This is a genomic window from Martinezella lusitana, assembly GCF_016901135.1.
GTDB lineage: Bacteria > Pseudomonadota > Alphaproteobacteria > Rhizobiales > Rhizobiaceae > Rhizobium > Rhizobium lusitanum_D.
Genome location: NZ_JAFEVL010000018.1, coordinates 1 through 18,834 on the forward strand (window position 1 = coordinate 1; position 18,834 = coordinate 18,834).

Consider the following 18,834-nt stretch of genomic DNA (forward strand, 5'->3'; position numbering starts at 1 on the left):
TGTGGATCGTCTTTCCGATCTTCTCGTCCATGGTTGCGAACCTCGGCGAACGCCAAGAGATTCCGGTGTCTAGCCTGATTGCCGTGCTTTCTGGCACCGTCGTTCTTCAAGCGAGCTATTGGGCAAGAATACGTTGGGTGGCCGTTTGTCCCCCGTGCCAATCAATTTTCGTTGCCCATGTGGTATCGTTTGCAGCGCGCCTTACCTTTCTTTTTGGCGGCGTCTTCTTTTCGACTATTTTCTTCAGGCACTTGCCAGAGGCCAGCTCGCTACCTCCTCTAGGGCAGGCAGTATTGAGAGGGGTCTCGATCGTCATGGTTCTGTTCGGGCTGTTTTGCTACTCCACGGAACTGGAGAGACTTGCGAAAGCTGTCGAGGATCAATCGGTGCATTGAACGACCGCCGCAGGTGTATAGGCAAGCTGCTTCCCCAACCTACTTCGAATATTGCGGGAGCCGCCCAAGCGCCATCATGAATTTAATGTGGCGTTGTGACAAACGCCCCTCCTATCCCCATCGACTTCGCGAGCGTTACCGAGGGCAGTTCACCGAACTGTCGCCGGTACTCGGCGGAGAATCTACCGAAACACCAAAGCCAAATCGTGTGAATCAGCATCGACCGCTGACCCCTGGCCTAAGTGGCACTAAGTGCATGAGGTTGCTGGAAAATTTATCGCCTCCGCGGGGTCATCTTGCACCGATCGTGACCCCGCTCAGTTTTCCATTTAGCGTCGGTAGATCAAAGCCTTACGCTCAAATCGTGAGGGGTCAGCCTTCGGTGCCGATGCACACCAAAGGGTTCGAAACCCCCGATTAACGACTTTATCCCTACCCTCCGCGATAGTGATTCCGCCTAAACCTGAGAAGGACATTCCGATGGCCGACGACACTGCCAGAGTGCTACACTCCGAACAGGAGCAGACGCTAGAGAACCACTACTGCGAATATCCCGGTTGCGTGAGGTGGGCCGGTTTCGGCTACGACGTCGATCACGGCACACAATGGTTCTGTGTGGAGCATAAGTGGCAGGACTACCGGCTCGGCAAGCCCCGACGCACCTTTTTCGACGACGAGGCGTCGGGCATCGACGCCATCATGGTAGAACGCCACGCAGCAGTTCTGTGATGGATTCGCCGAGCCGGGCTTGAGCTGGAATGGCCCGGTAAAGATTGAAGAACGAAAGGGATTGAAATGAGCGCCTATGTGGTATTCGTTCGTGACCGGATTACGGACCCCGAGGAATTCAAGACGTATGGACAGATGGCCCCTCTTGCAAGGGAAGGGCACGAGATGAAGGCCCTCGCCTTCTACGGACCGTCCAGGACGCTGGAAGGACTCACGGTCGACGGATCTGTCATCATAGAGTTTCCGACGATGGATGCCGCTCAAGCTTGGTATGACAGTCCGCTTTACCAGGACGCTCTGGTTCACCGCCTGAAGGGCGCTGAGTATCGCGTCTTCATCGTTGAGGGTATACCGAAGGCAGGGACGTAACAGGCGACGAGCTCAACGGACTTTGATTTTGCGACAATTGCAATTGTCGTCCCGATGGGCCTTTCCGATCCCTTGCTGGCTTGGCCCATGTCCGCTGCCTGCGCGCTGTTACAGTCGCTCCCTGACGATACAGGCCTGACCCAAAGGCGAATCCTGATAGACTTCGGGAGACAGGGAAATCGACACCGTCTGGTCGCTGGACAAGCAACAACCCGAGCCAAGCGCGCTATGAGACCATTGTGTGATTAAGGTCTGGAATGATTTCGGGAGAGGTCCAAATGCAGGGAATGCAAGGACTGATAGATTGGATTGTCGCAAAAGGACTTTCCGCGGACGACATCGACGATATTCTGGTGGGTCTTGCTGAGCGCCTTGAGGAGATGGGTTATCCCCTTTTGAGGGCGTCGATTGCCATGCCGTCCATCGATCCCATGCGAAAAGGCTTTTCAGTGTCATGGTCCCGGTCGTCGACAATGTCTATCGAGGTTCAGGGCCACGACAGCGCTGGCCAGGAGCTCTTTCGCCGATCGCCGATCTCCTATCTTTTATCGAACGACCTCGAATTCGGTCGCTGGAAGCTCCCGTCGCCGGCCGATCAAGAAACCTTCCCTCTGCTGCAGGAACTCGCAGGTCTTGGGGCAACCGACTACTTGATGAAGCTTATCGCTTTCCCAGGGGAAACCGCGCTCGCCGGCGTGGGCTTCTCCTTGGCGGTAGACGGCCCCGGCGGCTTTTCGGACGAACAAATTGCCGGTCTTGATACGTTTCTGCCAACACTCGCACTTGCCTGCTACAGAATTGCAGCAATGCGAGTAGCGACAGATGTGCTTGCCGTTTACACAGGCGTCAGAACAAGCGGCCGAATTCTAAACGGCCAGACTCGGCGCGGAGACGGAACCTCAATCTATGCTGCGATCATGATGGCCGATCTGAAGGACTTCACCTCTCTGAATGAGAGATACGCGCCGGACGATATCGTGGCGTGGCTCAACGAGCATTTCGAGGCCATTGCGCAGCCCGTCGAAGACGCCGGCGGAGAGATTCTCAAGTTTATGGGCGACAGCGTTCTCGCGATCTTTCCGGCCGAAATCGATAATCCAGATGACGCATGCAGACGGGCGCTGTCTGCGACTATGACGGTGCTGAGGACAACCGCCCAACTCAACTCCGCTCGAGCAATTGCGGCCAAACCGGAGATGCTGGTCGACATCGTCCTTCACGTAGGAGAGGTCTTCTACGGAAATATAGGCGCTTCGCGGCGTCTGGACTTTACCGCGATAGGCAGAGCTGTGAACGAGGCGGCGCGCATAGAGAAGCTATGCGACGCGCTCGATCGAAATCTTTTGGCATCGGAGGCCTTCGTGGCGCACGTTCTCGACGCCTTCGAGATGCTGGGGACCTTTCCGCTTAAGGGTGTGGCAAAGCCGGCCAACGTCTATGGGTTGATTTCGGCGGATCTACCCGACGTCTCTCGACTCTAAGCCTGTCGGAGAGCAGACCGTTTACGCCGCTTATGAAAATCATATAAACATTATATATATCAGTATATTATCGTTGTAACTTAAATTTACGATGTAGAAATTAGAACGTCATGAGCTATTAGAGAAGAGGCCTTGTGCCAGTCCGGCAGGCCGCAGCGAGACACTGATCCTGCGGGGCCCTGTCAACCCGGAGCGGCGCGTGCTAGATCACTTGCAACGAATGCGCCGGCATGGTGCGGCGTGCCCGCAATCTTAATCAGGCAAGGGCGATCATAATGAGACAACTCAGTGAAGAGGGCCGACGGATCCTGGCAGGGATTGCAGAGCGGTACGGAGTCAGCCCCGGCGCGGTGGAACACCTTCTGATGGCGATTATCGCCGGGCAGGCGACACAGGCCCAGTTCAATCATCCCGATCTGGGTGGGATGGGGCAATGGTCGCAGGGCGGCATGATCATGGTCGGTGACATGTTCAACAATGCGCTGAAGGCGAACGTGGCCGGGATTTGTTCCGAGCTTGCGAACTTGGTGCGCGGCACGGATTTGCTGGGCCCGCAGACGTCGCACCAGTCTCAATATCAAGGTCAGGGCGTCGTCAGCCTGTTCGTGCCTAGCGCGCTGTCAGCTGGGAACTGGTGGCCCGAGGAGTTTGGGCACCCTGCCTCGACAGGAGCGCAGAATGACCTGCGGTATGCCTTTTTCCCGACAACCCAACGGCTGGCGATTGATATCGGCGGTCGGGTTACGGTCTATGACACGAAGGACCATCGCATTGGCGGGTTCTCGCAACAGCAAAGCGGCGACCAGTCGCTGAGTTTTACCTCTCAATATGGGCTGGTGAAAATTTCGGAACTGGATGTGGTACGGCAGGGCGGCAAGGAACCGGCGGACATGCCGGCTACCGGAACATCCGCCGCCACGGCTGCGCCGTCGATATTCGCATCGTCCGCGCCGGAATCGGCCGAGTCACAACAAGCGGCACGCCCAGCACCGGAGCCGCTTCGGTCGGATGAGGATGTCTTCGACAAGATCGAACGCCTCGCGGCACTACATGCGAAAGGCATTCTCACGGATCAGGAATTCGAGGCCAAGAAGTCGGAGTTGCTCAGCCGACTATAGCATCCGATGAACGGGGCTTGCCACAGGAAGGTCAATGGAAGGCTTTCCATCGGGCCGTGCCGGGCGATGACGACCATCAACAACCTCCGACAAAACCGTACTCCGATTGAGTTCGCGCTCGCGCATCAAGACCCATCCCATCCGTCGCTTCATGCCAGGCGATACTGACCTGGCCGAAGTGCCACAGTCGGCTCTGGTTCAATTAGCTCACCATCTGAACGACCTGCCGAGAAAGTGTCTGGGCTATGAGACACCGACCGAAGTGTTCATGGCACATTTGCAAGAGGGGGGCTGCTCCCCTGCCCTCTAAGACAGGCATGATGCACTTGGGTTAGCTTCTCCAATCCAAAAACCGGAACACCACCGGAGATCAATGCCACGCCGATCCTAATGAATGCGTTTGCAATAGAACCAATCTTGCAACAGAACCGTGGCGGCCTCGATCAGCGAACTGGACGAGGTGACCGACAGCATCGGTGAGACGGATGGCGTCGAAAAGCGCTTTCATCGATCACATTGTCGACACGATCGATCGCTGGCAGAAGGCCTATCGGAAACGTGAGGCCGCGAAGGGCCTGATGTCGATCGGCGGCGGCCGTTTGGAAAATTCGACAGCGACCAGTTCTCCGGTTTTCGGGCCGGCGGCAAGGCCGATATGGCCGTGACCGAAGGCGTGCATGACGTCGGCCGTTGCGCTCGAACGTGAGATGACGGGCAGGCCATCGGGGGTCGAGGGGCGGTTGCCTTGCCAGCGCAGGACCGTCAGCTCCTCCGAGCTTTCCCCAAGGTCCGGATAGGTGCTGAGAAGCTGCCGCAAGAGGATATCAGCTCGCCTCCAGTCGGGCGCGGCATCGACGCTAGCCAACTCCACCTGCCCCGATGCCCGCAGCCGGCCGGGCATCATGGTATTGGCCATCTTGCCGTCGCTCGGCATGATCGGGATGCGCGGACCTGTCTTCGGATCAACGACCTCGACATGATAGCCCCGCTCGCTCTCAAGCGGGATGCGGTCGCCGACCATTCTCGCCAGCGCCTTCGACCAGATTCCAGCCGCGATGACGGCACCATCGCATTCGATTGGACCGGTGTCGGTGTCGACTGCCGTCAGACGACCATCCTTTATCCGGAAGCCGGTCGCGCGCGCCTTCACCAGTTGGGCGTCGCCGCGAAGGACGTGTTGCACCAGCAACGAAACATAAGCACCGGGATCCACACAATGCCCACCGGCCTCGACGAGCGCGGCAAACATATAGCGCCGGTTAAGGGAGGGCTCGAAGGCACGCAGTTCCTCGCTCGAGAGTTCCCGCCACGCAACACCATTGTCGCGCCGCAGCCGCCAGGCAAAACCGTCGGCCTCGAAGCTTGCCCGGTCGGGATAGACATAGAGCAGTCCGTCCTGCCGGATCATGTCCGCCTGCCCGCAATCGGCTGCAATCGCACGATGGCGCGACGGCGCATCCGACAGCAGCGACGACAGGATTTTCGCCGTCCGCTGCACCTTGGCGAGCGATGAACCGGCGCTGAGGAAACGCAGCAGCCACGGCGCGAGCGGGAGAAGATGCCCCCAGCGAATGGTCAATGGCCCTTGCGGATCGAGAAGATAAGTCGGCACTTTCTTCCAGAGGCCCGGAACAGACATGGGAATGATTGAGGCCGGGCTGAGGAAGGCACCATTGCCATAGCTCGCCGCCTGCTTGTCGCCCGGCTCACCCGGTTCGATGATCGTCACACGATGCCCGTCCTTCAGCAGTGCGAATGCGCTGCAGGCGCCAACGATGCCACATCCGATGACGGCGATGTGTTTTGGGGCGGTGTTCGGCATTCTGGTTTCCTGATTTTTTTAGGCACGCCCGTCACCCCCTCCGTCCAGCGTAGTCGGCCGATCTTTCCGGGGCGAACACCAGGCGCGATTGGAGGTTTTTTCAAACGGATCGTGTCCCTCTTCACCGCTCAGCAAGTATTCGAGCATTGCCACGAAGCGATGCCTCGCTGACGCTGATACCGAGCCCGGGACCATCGGGTACAATCACACAGCCATTTCTGTTCGCAATACGCTCTTCCAGAACATCTTCCGTCAGGACGTGATGCGGCATGTAGAATTCGCAACCCAGGGAAACGCCGGGTGTTGCGGCTATGAACTGGGTGCCGGCCGCTAACGCAACGCCACCCTCCCAGAGGGTGCCGCCATAGCCCGGCATGTGTGCTGTGTCTGCGATTGCCATCAATGCCTGAGACTTGAGAATGCCGCCCGCCTTCATCAGCTTGACGGAGATCGCATCTGCCGCGCTCAAGCGGATGATCTCCATGAGGTCTCGGGAGTTGAAACAGCTCTCGTCGGCCAGGATCGGCGTGTCGAGCGCATCTGCAAATGAGGCCATTGCCTGCAGGCAGTCGCGTGGCACAGGCTGCTCGATGAAGGTGGGACGAAACCGATCGACATCGCGCAGGGTGGCGATAGCGCCGAAGGGCTGAAGCGCCTGATTGTAGTCGAGCCGCAGGTCGATGCTATCGCCGAAAGCTTCGCGCATGGCCTCCAGATGAGCCATGTCTTCGGCATGCGGCTTTACCCCGGTCTTGACCTTGAAGATGGTATTGCCCATCGGCACCATCTCGTGCATCCGAGCCATGTCGGCGGCAAAATCCGGATCGGCGATGGAGAAGGAAAGAGGAATCTCGTCGCGGACGCGGCCTCCGAGAAGATCGGCGATCGACAGGCCGCTGGACTTACCCAGGATGTCGAACATGGCGGTCTCGATCGCGAGCTTGGCTTCGCCGTGGCCGACGAGTGCCCGGTCCATCGCGATCGTCAGCTTGCGGATTTCCTTGACGGGAGCGCCGATGACCAGGGAACGCAGGTAGATGTCGATTGCGGCAAAGGCGCCTTCTGCCGTGCCGGTGAAAACCTCCCAGGGAGCCGCTTCGCCCCAGCCTATGATGCCCGAGGACGAGATGAGCTTGACCAGCACCCGTTTGACTGTGCCCTTGACATTCCCCACCCCTTGAAGCCGCGCCATCTTGATGGGGCTTTCGATGAGGTAGACATTGAGATGCTCGATACGTTCCATGTCCGGTCTCCGAATTCTGTTTGATCCGCGACCGTGCAGCCTTTTGCGGGCTAAGGTCGGTGTGGCGGATCGAGGCTTAGTGCGATGCGTTGCCCTGGTGGAAATGACTGAGGAAGGCTCTGGTCGCCTCCATCTTAGGATGGTCGATCGTTTCCCGCGCCGGGCCATCTTCAACGACGACACCGTCGCGCATGAAGACGAGGCGATCCGCGACCTCGCGGGCAAAGGCGATCTCATGGGTGACGATGACCATCGTCATGCCGTCTGCCGCAAGCTTCTGCATCGTCGAGAGAACTTCTCTGACGAGCTCAGGGTCCAAAGCCGAGGTCGCTTCGTCGAACAGCATCACTTCCGGCTCCATCGCCAGTGCGCGTGCGATAGCAACCCGCTGCTTCTGTCCTCCCGAGAGCGTCTCTGGCATCTGCCCGGCCCGATCCGCCAGACCCACTTTCTCGAGCTGAGCCATGGCAAGATCGCGAGCGGTGACGCGGTCGAGCTTGCGAACATGGATCGGCGCCTCCATCACGTTCTGCACAACCGTCATGTGGGGGAAGAGGTTGAAGTTCTGGAAGACCATACCGGTGCGCGACCGGAATTCCGCAAGCGCCTTCGTCCGGGGCGGCTGGTGCCCCTGTCCGAAGAAGAAGGATGTATCCCCTACCCTGATGGCACCATCATCCGGAACGACCAGAAGGTTGATGCAGCGCAGTAGCGTGGATTTTCCCGATCCAGAAGGGCCGATCATCGCGACGACCCGGCCCGTCTCGACGCTGAAGTTGATATTCTTGAGGACTTCCAGTGGACCGAAGCTCTTGCGAAGAGCCGTGACTTCGATTTTGGGCACATCATCGCTCATCGATTGGCTCCAAATTTTCTTTCGCGGTGACGCACGAACAGGGTCAGCGGGAACAGGATCACGAAGTAGGCCACAGCGACAGCTGTGTAGGCTTCAAGCGGGCGGTAGCTGTCATGCGCGATCATCTGCCCCTGATAGACTAGGTCCGGCACGGCAAGCACAGAGACGAGCGACGTGTTCTTGAACTGCATGATCGACTGGTTCATCAACGCCGGCACCATGCGTCTGAGCGCCTGCGGCAGGATGATACGTCGCATCGCGAGCCCGGGCGTCATTCCCAGCGCCGCTGCCGCTTCCGACTGACCCGGATCAATGGAGACGATGCCGCCACGGATGATTTCGGCATAGAACGAACCGCCATAGCACGAGAGCCCAAGCAACGAGGCCGTTATCGGCGTCATCTCGATCCCGGCGAGGATCGGCAGCGCGTAGTAAAACCAGATGAGCTGAACGAGGATCGGAGTGCAGCGAAAGATCTCGATGAAGGCGAGCGAGACGCCTCTTATCAGCCGAAAGCGTGACAGAAGGCACATCGCAGCCACCAGACCGATCAACAGTCCTCCCACGATGATCGCGACGGTGAAGCCGACCGTGACGCCGAGCCCCTGAAGCAGCACCCATCGGTAGCCCCAGAGTATGGAAAAATCCCATTCATACATGGAGAAATCCCGCGTTTAGGATGAGAAGCCCGTAGAGACATGTCCCCACAGGCCGAGATGGTGACGCGTCAGATTTCAAACCCGGCGGGGAAACTGCTTTCCGTCACGCCCACCAGTGCCATGTTACGAATGATTGCCGATTTGATGAATCCGTTGTCGCGGTGTTCGCTGATCCAGTGATCGACGAACTGACGCCAGGACTGGTCCTCCTCGCGACGGAAGCCGGCATTCGACGTGGTGAAATCCACGGGAGTCGGAATGACGAGTTCGCCGATTGCAGGGTTTTTGGCCCGTAGCGTCAACGCAAGGACCATGACAAGGCACTGCGCGTCGATGCGGCCTGCCTGAAGCGCGGCGGTTACATCACTTGCGGTCTTCAGGCGCGAAATCTGTGCGTTGGGCGCATGCCGCGTCACGGCCGCGTCATGCGACGATCCGGCATCGACGCCAATTCGCATCTCCGGGCTGTTGAACTCATCCCAGGTCTTAGCTGTGACCGATTTCTTGGCAATCAGGGTGAAGGAGTTCTTGAACACCGGCCCGGAGAAATCGATGACCTTCTGGCGCTCGGGCGTCGGGTTCAAGCCGAAGAATACATCACTCTTGTCAGCCTGCAGGTCGAGGACGGAGTTGCCCCAGGTCGTCTCGAGGATCGACAATTTCAGACCGAGGTCGTCGGCCAGTTTCTGGCAGATGTCGACATAGAAACCGCGCCATTGCCCGTCGGCCAGACCCTTTTGATAATAGGGGGCGCCATCGGCAATGCCGCCGATGCGCAGCACGCCCGAAGCCTTGATGCGCTCGAGCGAACTTGCCGTCTGCGCGCGCGCCGGTAGCGAAACCAAACCGGCAGTGGCCCCGATCGCGGTTGCGCCAATAAGTTTTCCAAATGTTCTACGCGTAATCATAAAGTTCCCCTCTATCGTTTTTGTGGTCGTTGTCGTTCCGATGTGAGCAAGTCTTGTCGTGGCTGCAAGGCAGTTTTCATCCCGTCTGCTTTTCCATCAGTTGAGATTTCCGGCTGGCGAAGCCTTGCCTTTGCCGCGAGCATTCAGCCCTCACATTGCGTATTAAACCTAACATTAATGACGGATGCGGCTGCGGAATGTAAAACTTGAAAAAATGGGTTCGTCATGACTATTTGTCATGACGAAATTCTGCGAGCCAGTGAATCCATGCGTCGCTTCCTTCCTTCATTGTCAGCCCTGCAGGCCTTTGAGGCCGCGGCTCGCCACATGAGCTTTACGAAGGCGGGGGAGGAACTTGCCATCACGCAGAGCGGTATCAGCCGTCAGATTCATAGTCTCGAACGCTATCTCGGCGTCCGGCTCTTCGAGCGCTCCGGATCGAGGCTCGTACTGACCGATCCGGGTACCAAATACTTTCAGGAGATCGAACAGACACTCAACAAGCTTGAGGAGATCTCTATTGACGTCGTGCGCGGGCGTAAGGCTGATGCATCGCTGATGATCGGCGCATATCCCACTCTTGCTGCGCGATGGCTGGCACCTCGGCTCGAAAGCTTTGTGCAGGGAAATCCCGATATGCCGATCGAGATCATGCTGGTCGATCCCAAGCTGGATTTCGACCATAGCCGGATTGATATCGCCATCCTGCGAGGAGTCGGCTCCTGGAGAAATGCCCGCGCTTCATTGTTGTTTCCCGAGGAGCTTGCCGTCGTTGCCTCGCCAAAGCTTATCCCGGCGGCGACGAAGCTCGACTGGCTCGATTTCGCTCGGTTTCCTACTCTGCAAAATGCTAGTAGACCCAGCCTCTGGCTCAACTGGCTGCGGGCCGCCAATTTGAGCTACAGCGGCGCCATCCAAGGGGTTCGGTTTGCCCATAGTGAGATGCTGATCAGCGCAGCGGTCAGCGGCCTCGGCCTTGCGGTTGTGCCGGTGCAATATGTCGAACGGGAACTGGAGAGCGGTGAATTGCACCTGCCGCTCGGAAAGCCGGTTCGCTCCAGCGAGTCCTATTGGGCGGTGTATTCCGAGCGTAAGTCGCAAAAGCACAGCGTGATTGCATTCCGGGACTGGCTGCTACATGAGAGCCGAAAAGGACGCAAAGCAGTTTGAACCACCCCTGATGGAGGCCGGGGATGTCAGGCTAAATTCAGCAAGAGCAGCTTTGGACAGGCGCGCTATACAGCCGTCCACCAGTCGCTGGGCGAGCCTGATCCCTTTCCGCTTCGCTATCGCGCCAAGCTGCGTGAATTCGTCGCTGACCTCATCCGTCGACCGGCCGGCCGCAATGAGGCCGCCGCGCGCATTGCCGCTTGGACGACCGAGACGATCAATCCCGCTGACCGTGGGCGCTTCATCGAGATTGCAGAAGCCGAGCTGACGGGACTACATGAAGGCAATTTCGCTATCAGATCAGACCTTAGGAGTTTACTGCCTGGCGCAAAATCTGGGAGGGGAAATGACCGACAGCTCCTCGGCATCATTGATCCACGCAGACTATCGGGCCAATGTCTGCTTTATACTTGCCAAACCGCGGCGCAGGAATGGATCCGAGTGGATGTAGAAAAACTGGACGCCCTTAGCGAGCCAGTATGGTAGTTCCTCGACAGTCGCGAGCGTGCCTGCGATCCTTCCGGCAGCCCGTATCTTCTCAACCGCGTAGGCTACTTTTTCTATCACCTCGGCTGGACGTGCCTCGCCGAATGGGGGCGCCGGCGGAAAGCCCATGTTTTGCGAGAGATCGCCGGGTCCGATAAAGAAAACATCGATGCCCTCCACAGCGAGCATTTCATCAAGGTTGTCGATTGCCTCGAGCGTCTCGATCATGCTGACGACCAGACGTTTTTCGTAATCGGACGGCAAAGCGTATCGAACGGCGTCGACGACAGCTCGGGCCTGGTTGGCCGTATCCACCATCGGCACCATGAGCCCATCGGCGCCAGCATTCAGATAGCGGATGAGAACCGGCCGCTCGTGCGAATGGGGGCGAATGATCGCGGCACCGCCAACGGAGCGGACGATCTGTGATGTCATGCGGACATCCTCGAAACTCCAGGTGCCGTGCTCGCAATCAACGAAGACGGAGTCCGCGCCGAGTTCGATCAATCGCGCCGAAAGGCCCGATGAGGAATGGTGCGGGGTGAACATGGTGATGGTTTCGCCGGCCTGAAGCCGGGCGCGCAATTTGGCACCGTTCATGATGTTCCTCCTAGCTTTGTTTCTTTGGCAGGTCGGGCGTGTCTGCCGGCGCTCCGACCCAGCGCGCGGTCTCGATGTCGACCGAGGTGTCGCGCATGAATGTCGGGCAGATATGCAGCTCCGGTATCATCGCGCCCTTCTGCAGGCTGGCACAGAGTGCAATGGCGCGGGCGACGTCGTGCGGATCGAGCATGATGGCGCGCTCGTGCTCCAGCGGAGGTCTCGCCCGATTGTCCATGATCGGCGTATTGGTCTCGCCCGGAAGGATAGTCGTCGCGCGAATGCCCTGGTTGCGGTAGGTGTTGTGAACGAAGGTCATGAAGTTCTTCACGCCGGCCTTGGCCGCTCCATAGGCCGCACCACCGAGCAGATTCGGGTTGAGCGCCGCGAGCGAAGAGACTGTGATGACGGTCCCTTCCCCCTTGGCGATCATGTCGGGTAGCACCGCCTGAGTGAGATTAAAGACCGCAGTCAGGTTCACATTGACCGTCGAGTTCCATTCGTCTTCGCTGAGAAACCGTGCGTTCAGGACCTTGCTCGCACTCCCGGCATTATTCACCAAGATGTCCACCGGCCCGATGCCGTCGCTGATCCATTTCACGGCCGCGAAGATCTCCTCACGGGATTCGATATCGAGCACACGGGTAAATGCGTTGCCGCCTTTCTTTTCGATCCTGGCGGCGACTTCGCGCAGAGGCGTCAGACGCCTGCCTGTGAGGACCACGCGGGCGCCCTCTTTCGCAAGGAGCATAGCGGCTTCTCGGCCGATACCCGTCCCTGCCCCGGTGACCAGCGCAATTTTTCCATCAAGCAGACCCATTACCTTCTCCTATTCCGCGGCGACAGCAGACGTACCCTTATAGGCATAGACGGTCTTTGCCGCCCTCGGCGTGATTAGGCCTTCGGCAAGGTCCTGCTCGATGATCGCGACAGACCGCTCGCTGGCGCGGCCCCAGCCGCCGCCGCCCGGCGTCTCGACCTCAAGACGTTCGCCGGTCTTCAGGACGACCTTTCCCTTTGGGAACTGAGGCTTGCCTTCCTTCATGACTTTGCCGGCCGCGCCATTCTGCCCCTCAACAACGCCGAAGCAGGGATGACGGACGCGCTCCGAAGCGAGATAGATATTCATCGGGGTTTTGCCGAGATTGCGAAGGACCACTCGCTGCCCGAGACCACCGCGATGCTTTCCGGCACCACCGGAATCGGCGATCAGCTCCTTGCGCTCCGTCAGCACCGGCACTGCAATTTCGAACATCTCGATTGCGGTGACCTTGCAGTTGGACGGGAAACTCAGCGTGTCCAGGCCGTCAAGTTCGGCACGGGCGCCCTGACCCCCGTGGAAGTTCTGCACGGAACCATATTGCGAGCCATCGTTCCGCTGGCCGACGCAATTGGCCGCCCAGATCGGTGCGCCGCCGCTATCGCCCATCACCTTGTCCGGAACGACTCCCTCCAGCGCCTTGAAGATCAGCGAGGGAATGACGTGACCGATGAGGTTGCGCGAGTTGCCGGCCGTCCATTGCTGCGGGTTCAGGATGCTGCCGAGCGGAGCTTCGTCGGTGATCGGGACGATGCAGCCTTCGTTGTTCGGCGTCTCGGGGTCGAGCAGGCACTTCAACGCGTAGACGGAGTGAGCGTAGCGGTAGTTCGTCCGGCAGTTGATCGAATGCAGAACCTGGCCGGAAGTGCCGGCATAGTCGACGTGGATGGAATCGTCCCTGACGATGACGGAGGCTTTCAGCTTCACATCGACATCATAACCGTCGAGAAGAACCTCGGCCGAATAGGTGCCGTTCGGCCATTCGCCGATCGCCTTGCGGGTCTGCGCCTCAGAGCGGGAATGGATCGCTTCCGCAAGACCATCCACATCATCAAGACCATATTCATCGAGAAACTTCAGAAGCTCGCGGCCCATGACGTTGTTGGCGGCGATCATCGATTCAAGATCACCCTTCACTTCCGTCGGCAGACGGACGGAGGCAGCGATGATATCGAATACGTCCTGGTTGGGGATACCCGCCTTGAGCAGCTTCACGATCGGGAAGCGGATGCCCTCCTCGAAGATGTCGCTTGCCTCGGAATGCAACGGCGCGCCGCCAATATCCGGAAGATGCGCGATCGAGCCGGCATAGGCGACGACCCTGCCATTCTTGAAGATCGGCGTAATCATCGTCACGTCGGGGAGATGGCCGGTGCCGATCTCCGGATCGTTTGTGGCCAGCACATCGCCCTCTTCCAAGGCTTCCGCCGGGAACTTCGGGAGGAAGTACTTTTGCGCGGCAGCCGGTAGCGAGGTGATGAAGACCGGGATCGACCATGTGCACTGCGCGAGCGCGCGGCCCTTGCTGTCGAGAAGGACGGTCACGTAGTCGTGGTTCTCGCGGACGATCGGCGAGAACGCGGTCTTGCCGAGGACATTGTCGGCTTGGTCCGCGATGAAGATCAGGCGGTTCCACATGACCTGAAGATTGATCGGATCGTTGAAATCGGTAGCGGGCTTCGACATCTGAGGTCCCCCTTAGAGAATATTGATCACGAGGTTGCCGTTGGCATCCACATGGAAGACGCCGCTCGGGCCGACGACCGCGGTCGATTCACGCTGTTCGACGATCGCAGGTCCCTTCAGCTCCTGGCCGACAGGGAGCTTGTAGTGGTCGTAGACCGAGGTCTCGGTGTATGTCCCCAGCTCTTGAAAGTAGACCTGACGGCTTCCCTTCCTCGCATCGGCAACCTCAATCTCATGCGGACGGGTGACCTGATCCTTCTCGCCACTGGCGCGCAAACGCCAGGTGATGACTTCGACGGAGGCCGCGACCGTGCGCCCGAAGAGCTCCCGATAAAGCTTGAAGAAATTGTCGAGAAGCTGCTTGAGGAACTCCTCCTTCGGCAGACTGCGGTCGGGCAATGCGACCGTGATCTCGTGACCCTGACCGACGTGGCGCATATCGACGGTATAGCGGTTTGTGATCCTCTCCTTGGCGATGCCCGCAACTGACACAACCTCGGCCCCCTGTGCCGCCAGATCATCGAGCAGGCGGTTCATGCCGCCTAGATCCCATGCATCCACCGCCATCGGGTGGCTTACGGACAGATCCACGGCGACCGGAGCGATCAGGAGACCAATAGCAGACGTCACGCCGGCACCCGTTGGGCAAATGACGCGCTTGATGCCGAGTTTGCGGGCGATACCGTAAGCATGAACCGGGCCGGCGCCACCGAAGGCGACCATAGGCAAGGATCTCGGATCGACGCCGAGGTCCGTGGCATGCATCGCAGCCGCCTTGCTCATGGATTCGTTGACGAGATCATGGATGCCCCACGCGCAGCGATCGACGCTGACATCCAGCGCATTTGCCAGTTTGGTTATGACTTCGCGCGCGGCATCTTTCGATACCTTGAAGGATCCGCCAACGAAGGACTCCGTCCCCATATAGCCGAGCAGAATGTCGGCGTCGGTAACCGTCGGTTCGGTACCGCCGCGCTGATAGGCGGCAGGCCCCGGAAGCGCGCCGGCGGAACGCGGGCCGACGTCGAGCAGGCCGAGCGGGTTCTTTGCAGCGATCGAACCGCCGCCGGCGCCGATTTCGATCATCTGGATGGACTGGATCTTCAGAGGAAAGCCGGATCCCTTGCGGAAGCGCTGGTAATGCGCGACCTCGAGATCGGTTCCGACCGTCGGCTCACCATTTGGAATGAGGCAGAGTTTCGCGGTGGTGCCGCCCATGTCGAAGGAGAGGACACTGCCCTCGCCCGCAATGCGTCCGAATTCAGCCGCGGCCACGGCTCCGGCAGCCGGACCGGACTCGATCAATCTGACTGGAAGCTCGGCTGCGCGGCTGCTCGGAACCAGGCCGCCGGACGATGTCATCCAGAGAACCTGGCGATCGATGTCCTTCTTCGCAAACTCGCGCTGGAGATGCGCGACATGGCCCGCCATTTGCGGCCGGGTATAGGCATTCACGACCGTCGTCGAGGCGCGATCGAATTCGCGCATTTCGGGGCAAACCTCCGAAGAAAGAGAGACGAAGATGTCAGGGTCTTCTTCGCGCAGCAGAGCTGCGACGCGCTGCTCATGCTGCGGATATTTATAGGCATGAAGCAGGCAGACCGCGACGGAGCGGATCCCCTTTTCCTTCAACCGTCCGGCAATCTCGCGGACAGTTTCTTCCTTGAGTTCAGTCATGACGGAACCATCGGCAGAGATACGCTCTTCCGCACCAAAGCTATTGGCGCGTGTCACCAGCGGATCGGGATATTTGATGTTCAGATCATAAAGATCGTAACGGCCTTCATTGCGGATGCGCAGCATATCCCGGAAGCCGTCGGTGGTGATGAAGCCCGTCTCGACGCCCTTGCGTTCAAGGACGGCATTGGTCACGACTGTGGTCGCTCCAAGCACCTGCAATTTCTCGATGGCGACCGCTCCGGAAAATTTCTCCAGCAGTTCCGAGACGCCCTGCACGACTGCTTCAGCCGGGTTCTGAGGCGTGCTGAGGACCTTGTGAAGATGCAGTTCGCCGGTGTCATCCAGCAGAGCGAAATCGGTAAAAGTACCGCCGGTGTCGAAAGCCAGTTTTGCCATGTTTCCCTCGAAGCGACCGTGCGGCGCCAAAGCGCCGTTGTGCCGGGGTCCGGCCTTCCGAACCCGTTATCTGCAAAGAGGTTAGGTGACAGGGGCTTGCATTGGCCAACACAACTACAGTCTGCCGCCATAGGGTTTGCTTATGGCAAAAATTCTATGCCGCGCGAATGCCCGGATGGTGGCCGGCCATCAACTTGCCGACGATCTCCAAGAGGACGGACCGCGCGGCAAGGGCAGGTTCGGAAAGCGGGAGATGGTCGGAAACACAAAGCGACACGGTCGCCTCGATGACAGGCCGAACGAGCGCGCGGACCTGCGCACCCGCAAAGCCGGATGTCTCGGTGACCACCGAGGCCGGCAGGATTGTCGACCCCAGCCCATCGAGAACGGCGGCACTGAGCGCGGGAACCGATTCTATTTCCGAGACCACGTCAGGCTCGGACCGAGCTCTCGCCAGCGCCTCGTCGATAAGCCTGCGCAGAAGATGACCCTTGCTGGGTAGAAGCAGAGGGATCTCGTTCAGGGCGGATAATGGCAAAGGTTCTTCCGCGGCGCCGGGAAGCGTCGAGCCCGGAGGAGAAACGAGGAACATCTCTTCCCGAAAGAGCGGCTGCAGCGTCACGCCTTTGATCGGATTGGCCGAGTAGATCAGCGCCATGTCCATCTTGCCGGTCATGATCAATTCGCTGAGGATATGGCCGAAACTATCGTTGATATGAACGACGATCTTCGGATGTTGCGCTTTCATTTCCTTGATGATCGGCAGCGATAGCGCGCTGGAGGTCGAATACGTCGCCAGACCGATGGACACGCGTCCGGCAAGAGATCGGGTGGACTGATTGATGTCGGTTTGCGCCTGCTCGATCTGCTTCAAAAGTAATTGCGCATGCCGATAGAGAATAAGCCCGGCTTCGGTCGGCGCGATGCCGACATTGCTGCGGATGAGGAGCTTATGTTTGAAATGCGCCTCAAGCGCCGCGATCTGCTGCGATAATGCCGGTTGGGCGGTCCGCAGAATGCCGGCGGCGCGCGAGACGCTACCCGTATCGACGATCTTGACGAAGCTTCGCAGTTTTCTGAAATCGACGCTCATGGTTCCCGGCTTATCGTTTCGTGGAACCTAAAGCCTGTGGCAGGAGCGGCGCAAGCCCCTCCTGCATGCGCATGACTGTTAGCGAAGGGCCGCCGCCGCATTCTCGATGCGGTCACATGCCGCTTTGATCGCATCCATCGATGTTGCGATGGACAGGCGGAAATATGGCGACAAACCATAGGCGGCGCCCTGAAGCGCGGCCACGCCAACGCCATCCAACAGATAGAGAACGAAATCGAGATCGGTCTCGATCGTCTTCCCGTCTGGCGTCTTCTTGCCGATGACGCCGGCGCAGTTCGGAAACAGATAGAAGGCTCCGTCCGGCACTAGGCACGACAGGCCGGGGACTGCATTGAGCCGCGCGCAGGCATAATCGCGCCGCTCCTTGTAGACTTTTACGCTTTCGGTGACGAACGACTGATCAGTGGTCAACGCGTGCGCCGCGGCTGCCTGGCTCACCGAGGACGGGCAGGACGACATTTGCGACTGCAGCTTGTTGATGGCGGCAATGAGCGCCGCCGGGCCGGCCGCATAGCCGATACGCCAGCCGGTCATTGCATAGGATTTCGACACGCCGTTAGCGAGCAGCACTCGATCCTTCAGCGCCGGCACGGCAGCTACCAGCGTGGTCATAGGCTCATCGCGGAACCAAACCTGGTCGTAGATGTCATCTGAGAGAACGAAGACATGGGGATGACGCAGGAGCACCGCGCCGAGTGCCTCCAATTCGGCGTGTGTGTAAGCCGCACCGGTTGGATTGGAGGGAGCGTTCAGAATGAGCCACAAGGTTTTCGGCGTGATGGCAGCCTCGAGCGCCTCGGGGGTCAGCTTGAAGCCCTGCTCCTGCGGGCATTGCACGATAACCGGCTTGCCATCATTGGCGATAACCATGTCCGGATAAGAGACCCAGTAGGGAGCGGGAATCATGACCTCCGCATCGGCCTCGACGCTGGCCATCAGCGCCAGGAACAGGATCTGCTTGGCCCCGCCGCCGACGCATATCTCGTTCTCGGCGTAACGCAGGCCAAGACGGCGTTCGAAGTCACCGATGATCGCCTTGCGAAGCGCCGGTGTGCCGTTCACGGCGGTGTATTTGGTCTCGCCGCGATCGATGGCCGCATGCGCAGCGGCCTTCACATTCTCCGGGGTGTCGAAATCAGGCTCGCCCACCGTCATATCGACGATATCGCGGCCGGCTGCCTTCAGTTCGCGTGCTCGCGCCGCCGCCGCCGTGCTGGGCGACACTTTGATTCTCGACACGCGCGATGCAGGCACAAAAGTGCTCATTGGAGTTTCCTCGGTTCTGGTTGTGAGCTGTTTGAA

17 protein-coding genes and 1 pseudogene are annotated in these 18,834 nt (G+C 59.2%); 7 read left to right on the forward strand and 11 right to left on the reverse strand.

Going from position 1 to position 18,834, the window contains the following annotated elements; genetic code table 11:
• The 6 genes and pseudogenes from JTP94_RS06500 to JTP94_RS06525 form a co-directional block, all read left to right on the forward strand.
• Nucleotides 1–395 (forward strand): hypothetical protein (locus JTP94_RS06500; RefSeq protein ID WP_246754691.1); only part of this gene is annotated, 395 nt, incomplete at its 5' end.
• 480 nt (nucleotides 396–875) lie between these two features.
• Complete coding sequence (locus JTP94_RS06505) at nucleotides 876–1,124, forward strand: hypothetical protein (RefSeq protein WP_204849722.1); 249 nt, start codon at nucleotides 876–878, stop codon at nucleotides 1,122–1,124.
• A gap of 66 nt (nucleotides 1,125–1,190) precedes the next feature.
• Nucleotides 1,191–1,493 carry a DUF1330 domain-containing protein gene (locus tag JTP94_RS06510; protein ID WP_204849723.1) on the forward strand — a complete coding sequence of 101 codons (303 nt, stop codon included), beginning with the start codon at nucleotides 1,191–1,193 and terminating at the stop codon, nucleotides 1,491–1,493.
• A gap of 278 nt (nucleotides 1,494–1,771) precedes the next feature.
• Nucleotides 1,772–2,974: an adenylate/guanylate cyclase domain-containing protein gene (locus JTP94_RS06515; RefSeq protein WP_204849724.1), complete on the forward strand. Its 1,203-nt coding sequence runs from the start codon at nucleotides 1,772–1,774 to the stop codon at nucleotides 2,972–2,974.
• Nucleotides 2,975–3,249: 275 nt separating this feature from the next.
• Nucleotides 3,250–4,092: an SHOCT domain-containing protein gene (locus tag JTP94_RS06520; RefSeq protein WP_204849725.1), complete on the forward strand. Its 843-nt coding sequence runs from the start codon at nucleotides 3,250–3,252 to the stop codon at nucleotides 4,090–4,092.
• Between the two features lie 139 nt (nucleotides 4,093–4,231).
• Nucleotides 4,232–4,402, forward strand: a pseudogene (locus JTP94_RS06525) (IS30 family transposase); the annotation flags it as partial.
• Between the two features lie 237 nt (nucleotides 4,403–4,639).
• On the opposite strand, the gene JTP94_RS06530 reads toward JTP94_RS06525, so the two are convergent.
• From JTP94_RS06530 to JTP94_RS06550, 5 genes are all read right to left on the reverse strand, one after another.
• Nucleotides 4,640–5,914 carry an FAD-binding oxidoreductase gene (locus tag JTP94_RS06530; RefSeq protein ID WP_204849726.1) on the reverse strand — a complete coding sequence of 425 codons (1,275 nt, stop codon included), beginning with the start codon at nucleotides 5,912–5,914 and terminating at the stop codon, nucleotides 4,640–4,642.
• A 121-nt stretch (nucleotides 5,915–6,035) separates the two neighbouring features.
• Nucleotides 6,036–7,157: an enolase C-terminal domain-like protein gene (locus tag JTP94_RS06535; protein WP_204849727.1), complete on the reverse strand. Its 1,122-nt coding sequence runs from the start codon at nucleotides 7,155–7,157 to the stop codon at nucleotides 6,036–6,038.
• A 76-nt stretch (nucleotides 7,158–7,233) separates the two neighbouring features.
• Complete coding sequence (locus tag JTP94_RS06540) at nucleotides 7,234–8,013, reverse strand: amino acid ABC transporter ATP-binding protein (protein WP_204849728.1); 780 nt, start codon at nucleotides 8,011–8,013, stop codon at nucleotides 7,234–7,236.
• Nucleotides 8,010–8,672 (reverse strand): amino acid ABC transporter permease, encoded by a 663-nt coding sequence (locus tag JTP94_RS06545; RefSeq protein WP_204849729.1) that lies wholly within the window; start codon nucleotides 8,670–8,672, stop codon nucleotides 8,010–8,012. The genes JTP94_RS06540 and JTP94_RS06545 overlap by 4 nt, the downstream gene beginning before the upstream one ends.
• A gap of 68 nt (nucleotides 8,673–8,740) precedes the next feature.
• Entirely contained in the window at nucleotides 8,741–9,580 is an 840-nt protein-coding gene (locus tag JTP94_RS06550; protein WP_204849730.1) for a transporter substrate-binding domain-containing protein, read from the reverse strand.
• A 267-nt stretch (nucleotides 9,581–9,847) separates the two neighbouring features.
• Between JTP94_RS06550 and JTP94_RS06555 the strand changes: the two genes are divergently transcribed.
• Nucleotides 9,848–10,750 (forward strand): LysR substrate-binding domain-containing protein, encoded by a 903-nt coding sequence (locus JTP94_RS06555; RefSeq protein ID WP_204849731.1) that lies wholly within the window; start codon nucleotides 9,848–9,850, stop codon nucleotides 10,748–10,750.
• Nucleotides 10,751–11,134: 384 nt separating this feature from the next.
• Here the strand turns inward: JTP94_RS06555 and JTP94_RS06560 are convergent, their stop codons facing one another.
• The 6 genes from JTP94_RS06560 to JTP94_RS06585 all read right to left on the reverse strand — a co-directional run bounded on the left by JTP94_RS06560 (nucleotide 11,135) and on the right by JTP94_RS06585 (nucleotide 18,798).
• On the reverse strand, nucleotides 11,135–11,836 hold the full coding sequence (locus JTP94_RS06560; RefSeq protein WP_204849732.1) for an HpcH/HpaI aldolase/citrate lyase family protein: 702 nt from the start codon (nucleotides 11,834–11,836) through the stop codon (nucleotides 11,135–11,137).
• A gap of 10 nt (nucleotides 11,837–11,846) precedes the next feature.
• Nucleotides 11,847–12,656, reverse strand: coding sequence for an SDR family oxidoreductase (locus JTP94_RS06565; RefSeq protein ID WP_204849733.1), 810 nt, complete (start codon nucleotides 12,654–12,656; stop codon nucleotides 11,847–11,849).
• A gap of 9 nt (nucleotides 12,657–12,665) precedes the next feature.
• A complete protein-coding gene (locus tag JTP94_RS06570) occupies nucleotides 12,666–14,342 on the reverse strand; it encodes a hydantoinase B/oxoprolinase family protein (RefSeq protein WP_204849734.1) in 1,677 nt (558 codons plus the stop codon).
• A 12-nt stretch (nucleotides 14,343–14,354) separates the two neighbouring features.
• Nucleotides 14,355–16,418, reverse strand: coding sequence for a hydantoinase/oxoprolinase family protein (locus JTP94_RS06575; RefSeq protein ID WP_204849735.1), 2,064 nt, complete (start codon nucleotides 16,416–16,418; stop codon nucleotides 14,355–14,357).
• 154 nt (nucleotides 16,419–16,572) lie between these two features.
• Nucleotides 16,573–17,511, reverse strand: a complete 939-nt coding sequence (nac, locus tag JTP94_RS06580; RefSeq protein WP_204849736.1) for a nitrogen assimilation transcriptional regulator NAC — start codon at nucleotides 17,509–17,511, stop codon at nucleotides 16,573–16,575.
• Between the two features lie 78 nt (nucleotides 17,512–17,589).
• Nucleotides 17,590–18,798, reverse strand: a complete 1,209-nt coding sequence (locus tag JTP94_RS06585) for an aspartate transaminase (protein WP_204849737.1) — start codon at nucleotides 18,796–18,798, stop codon at nucleotides 17,590–17,592.
• Nucleotides 18,799–18,834: the final 36 nt, after the last annotated feature.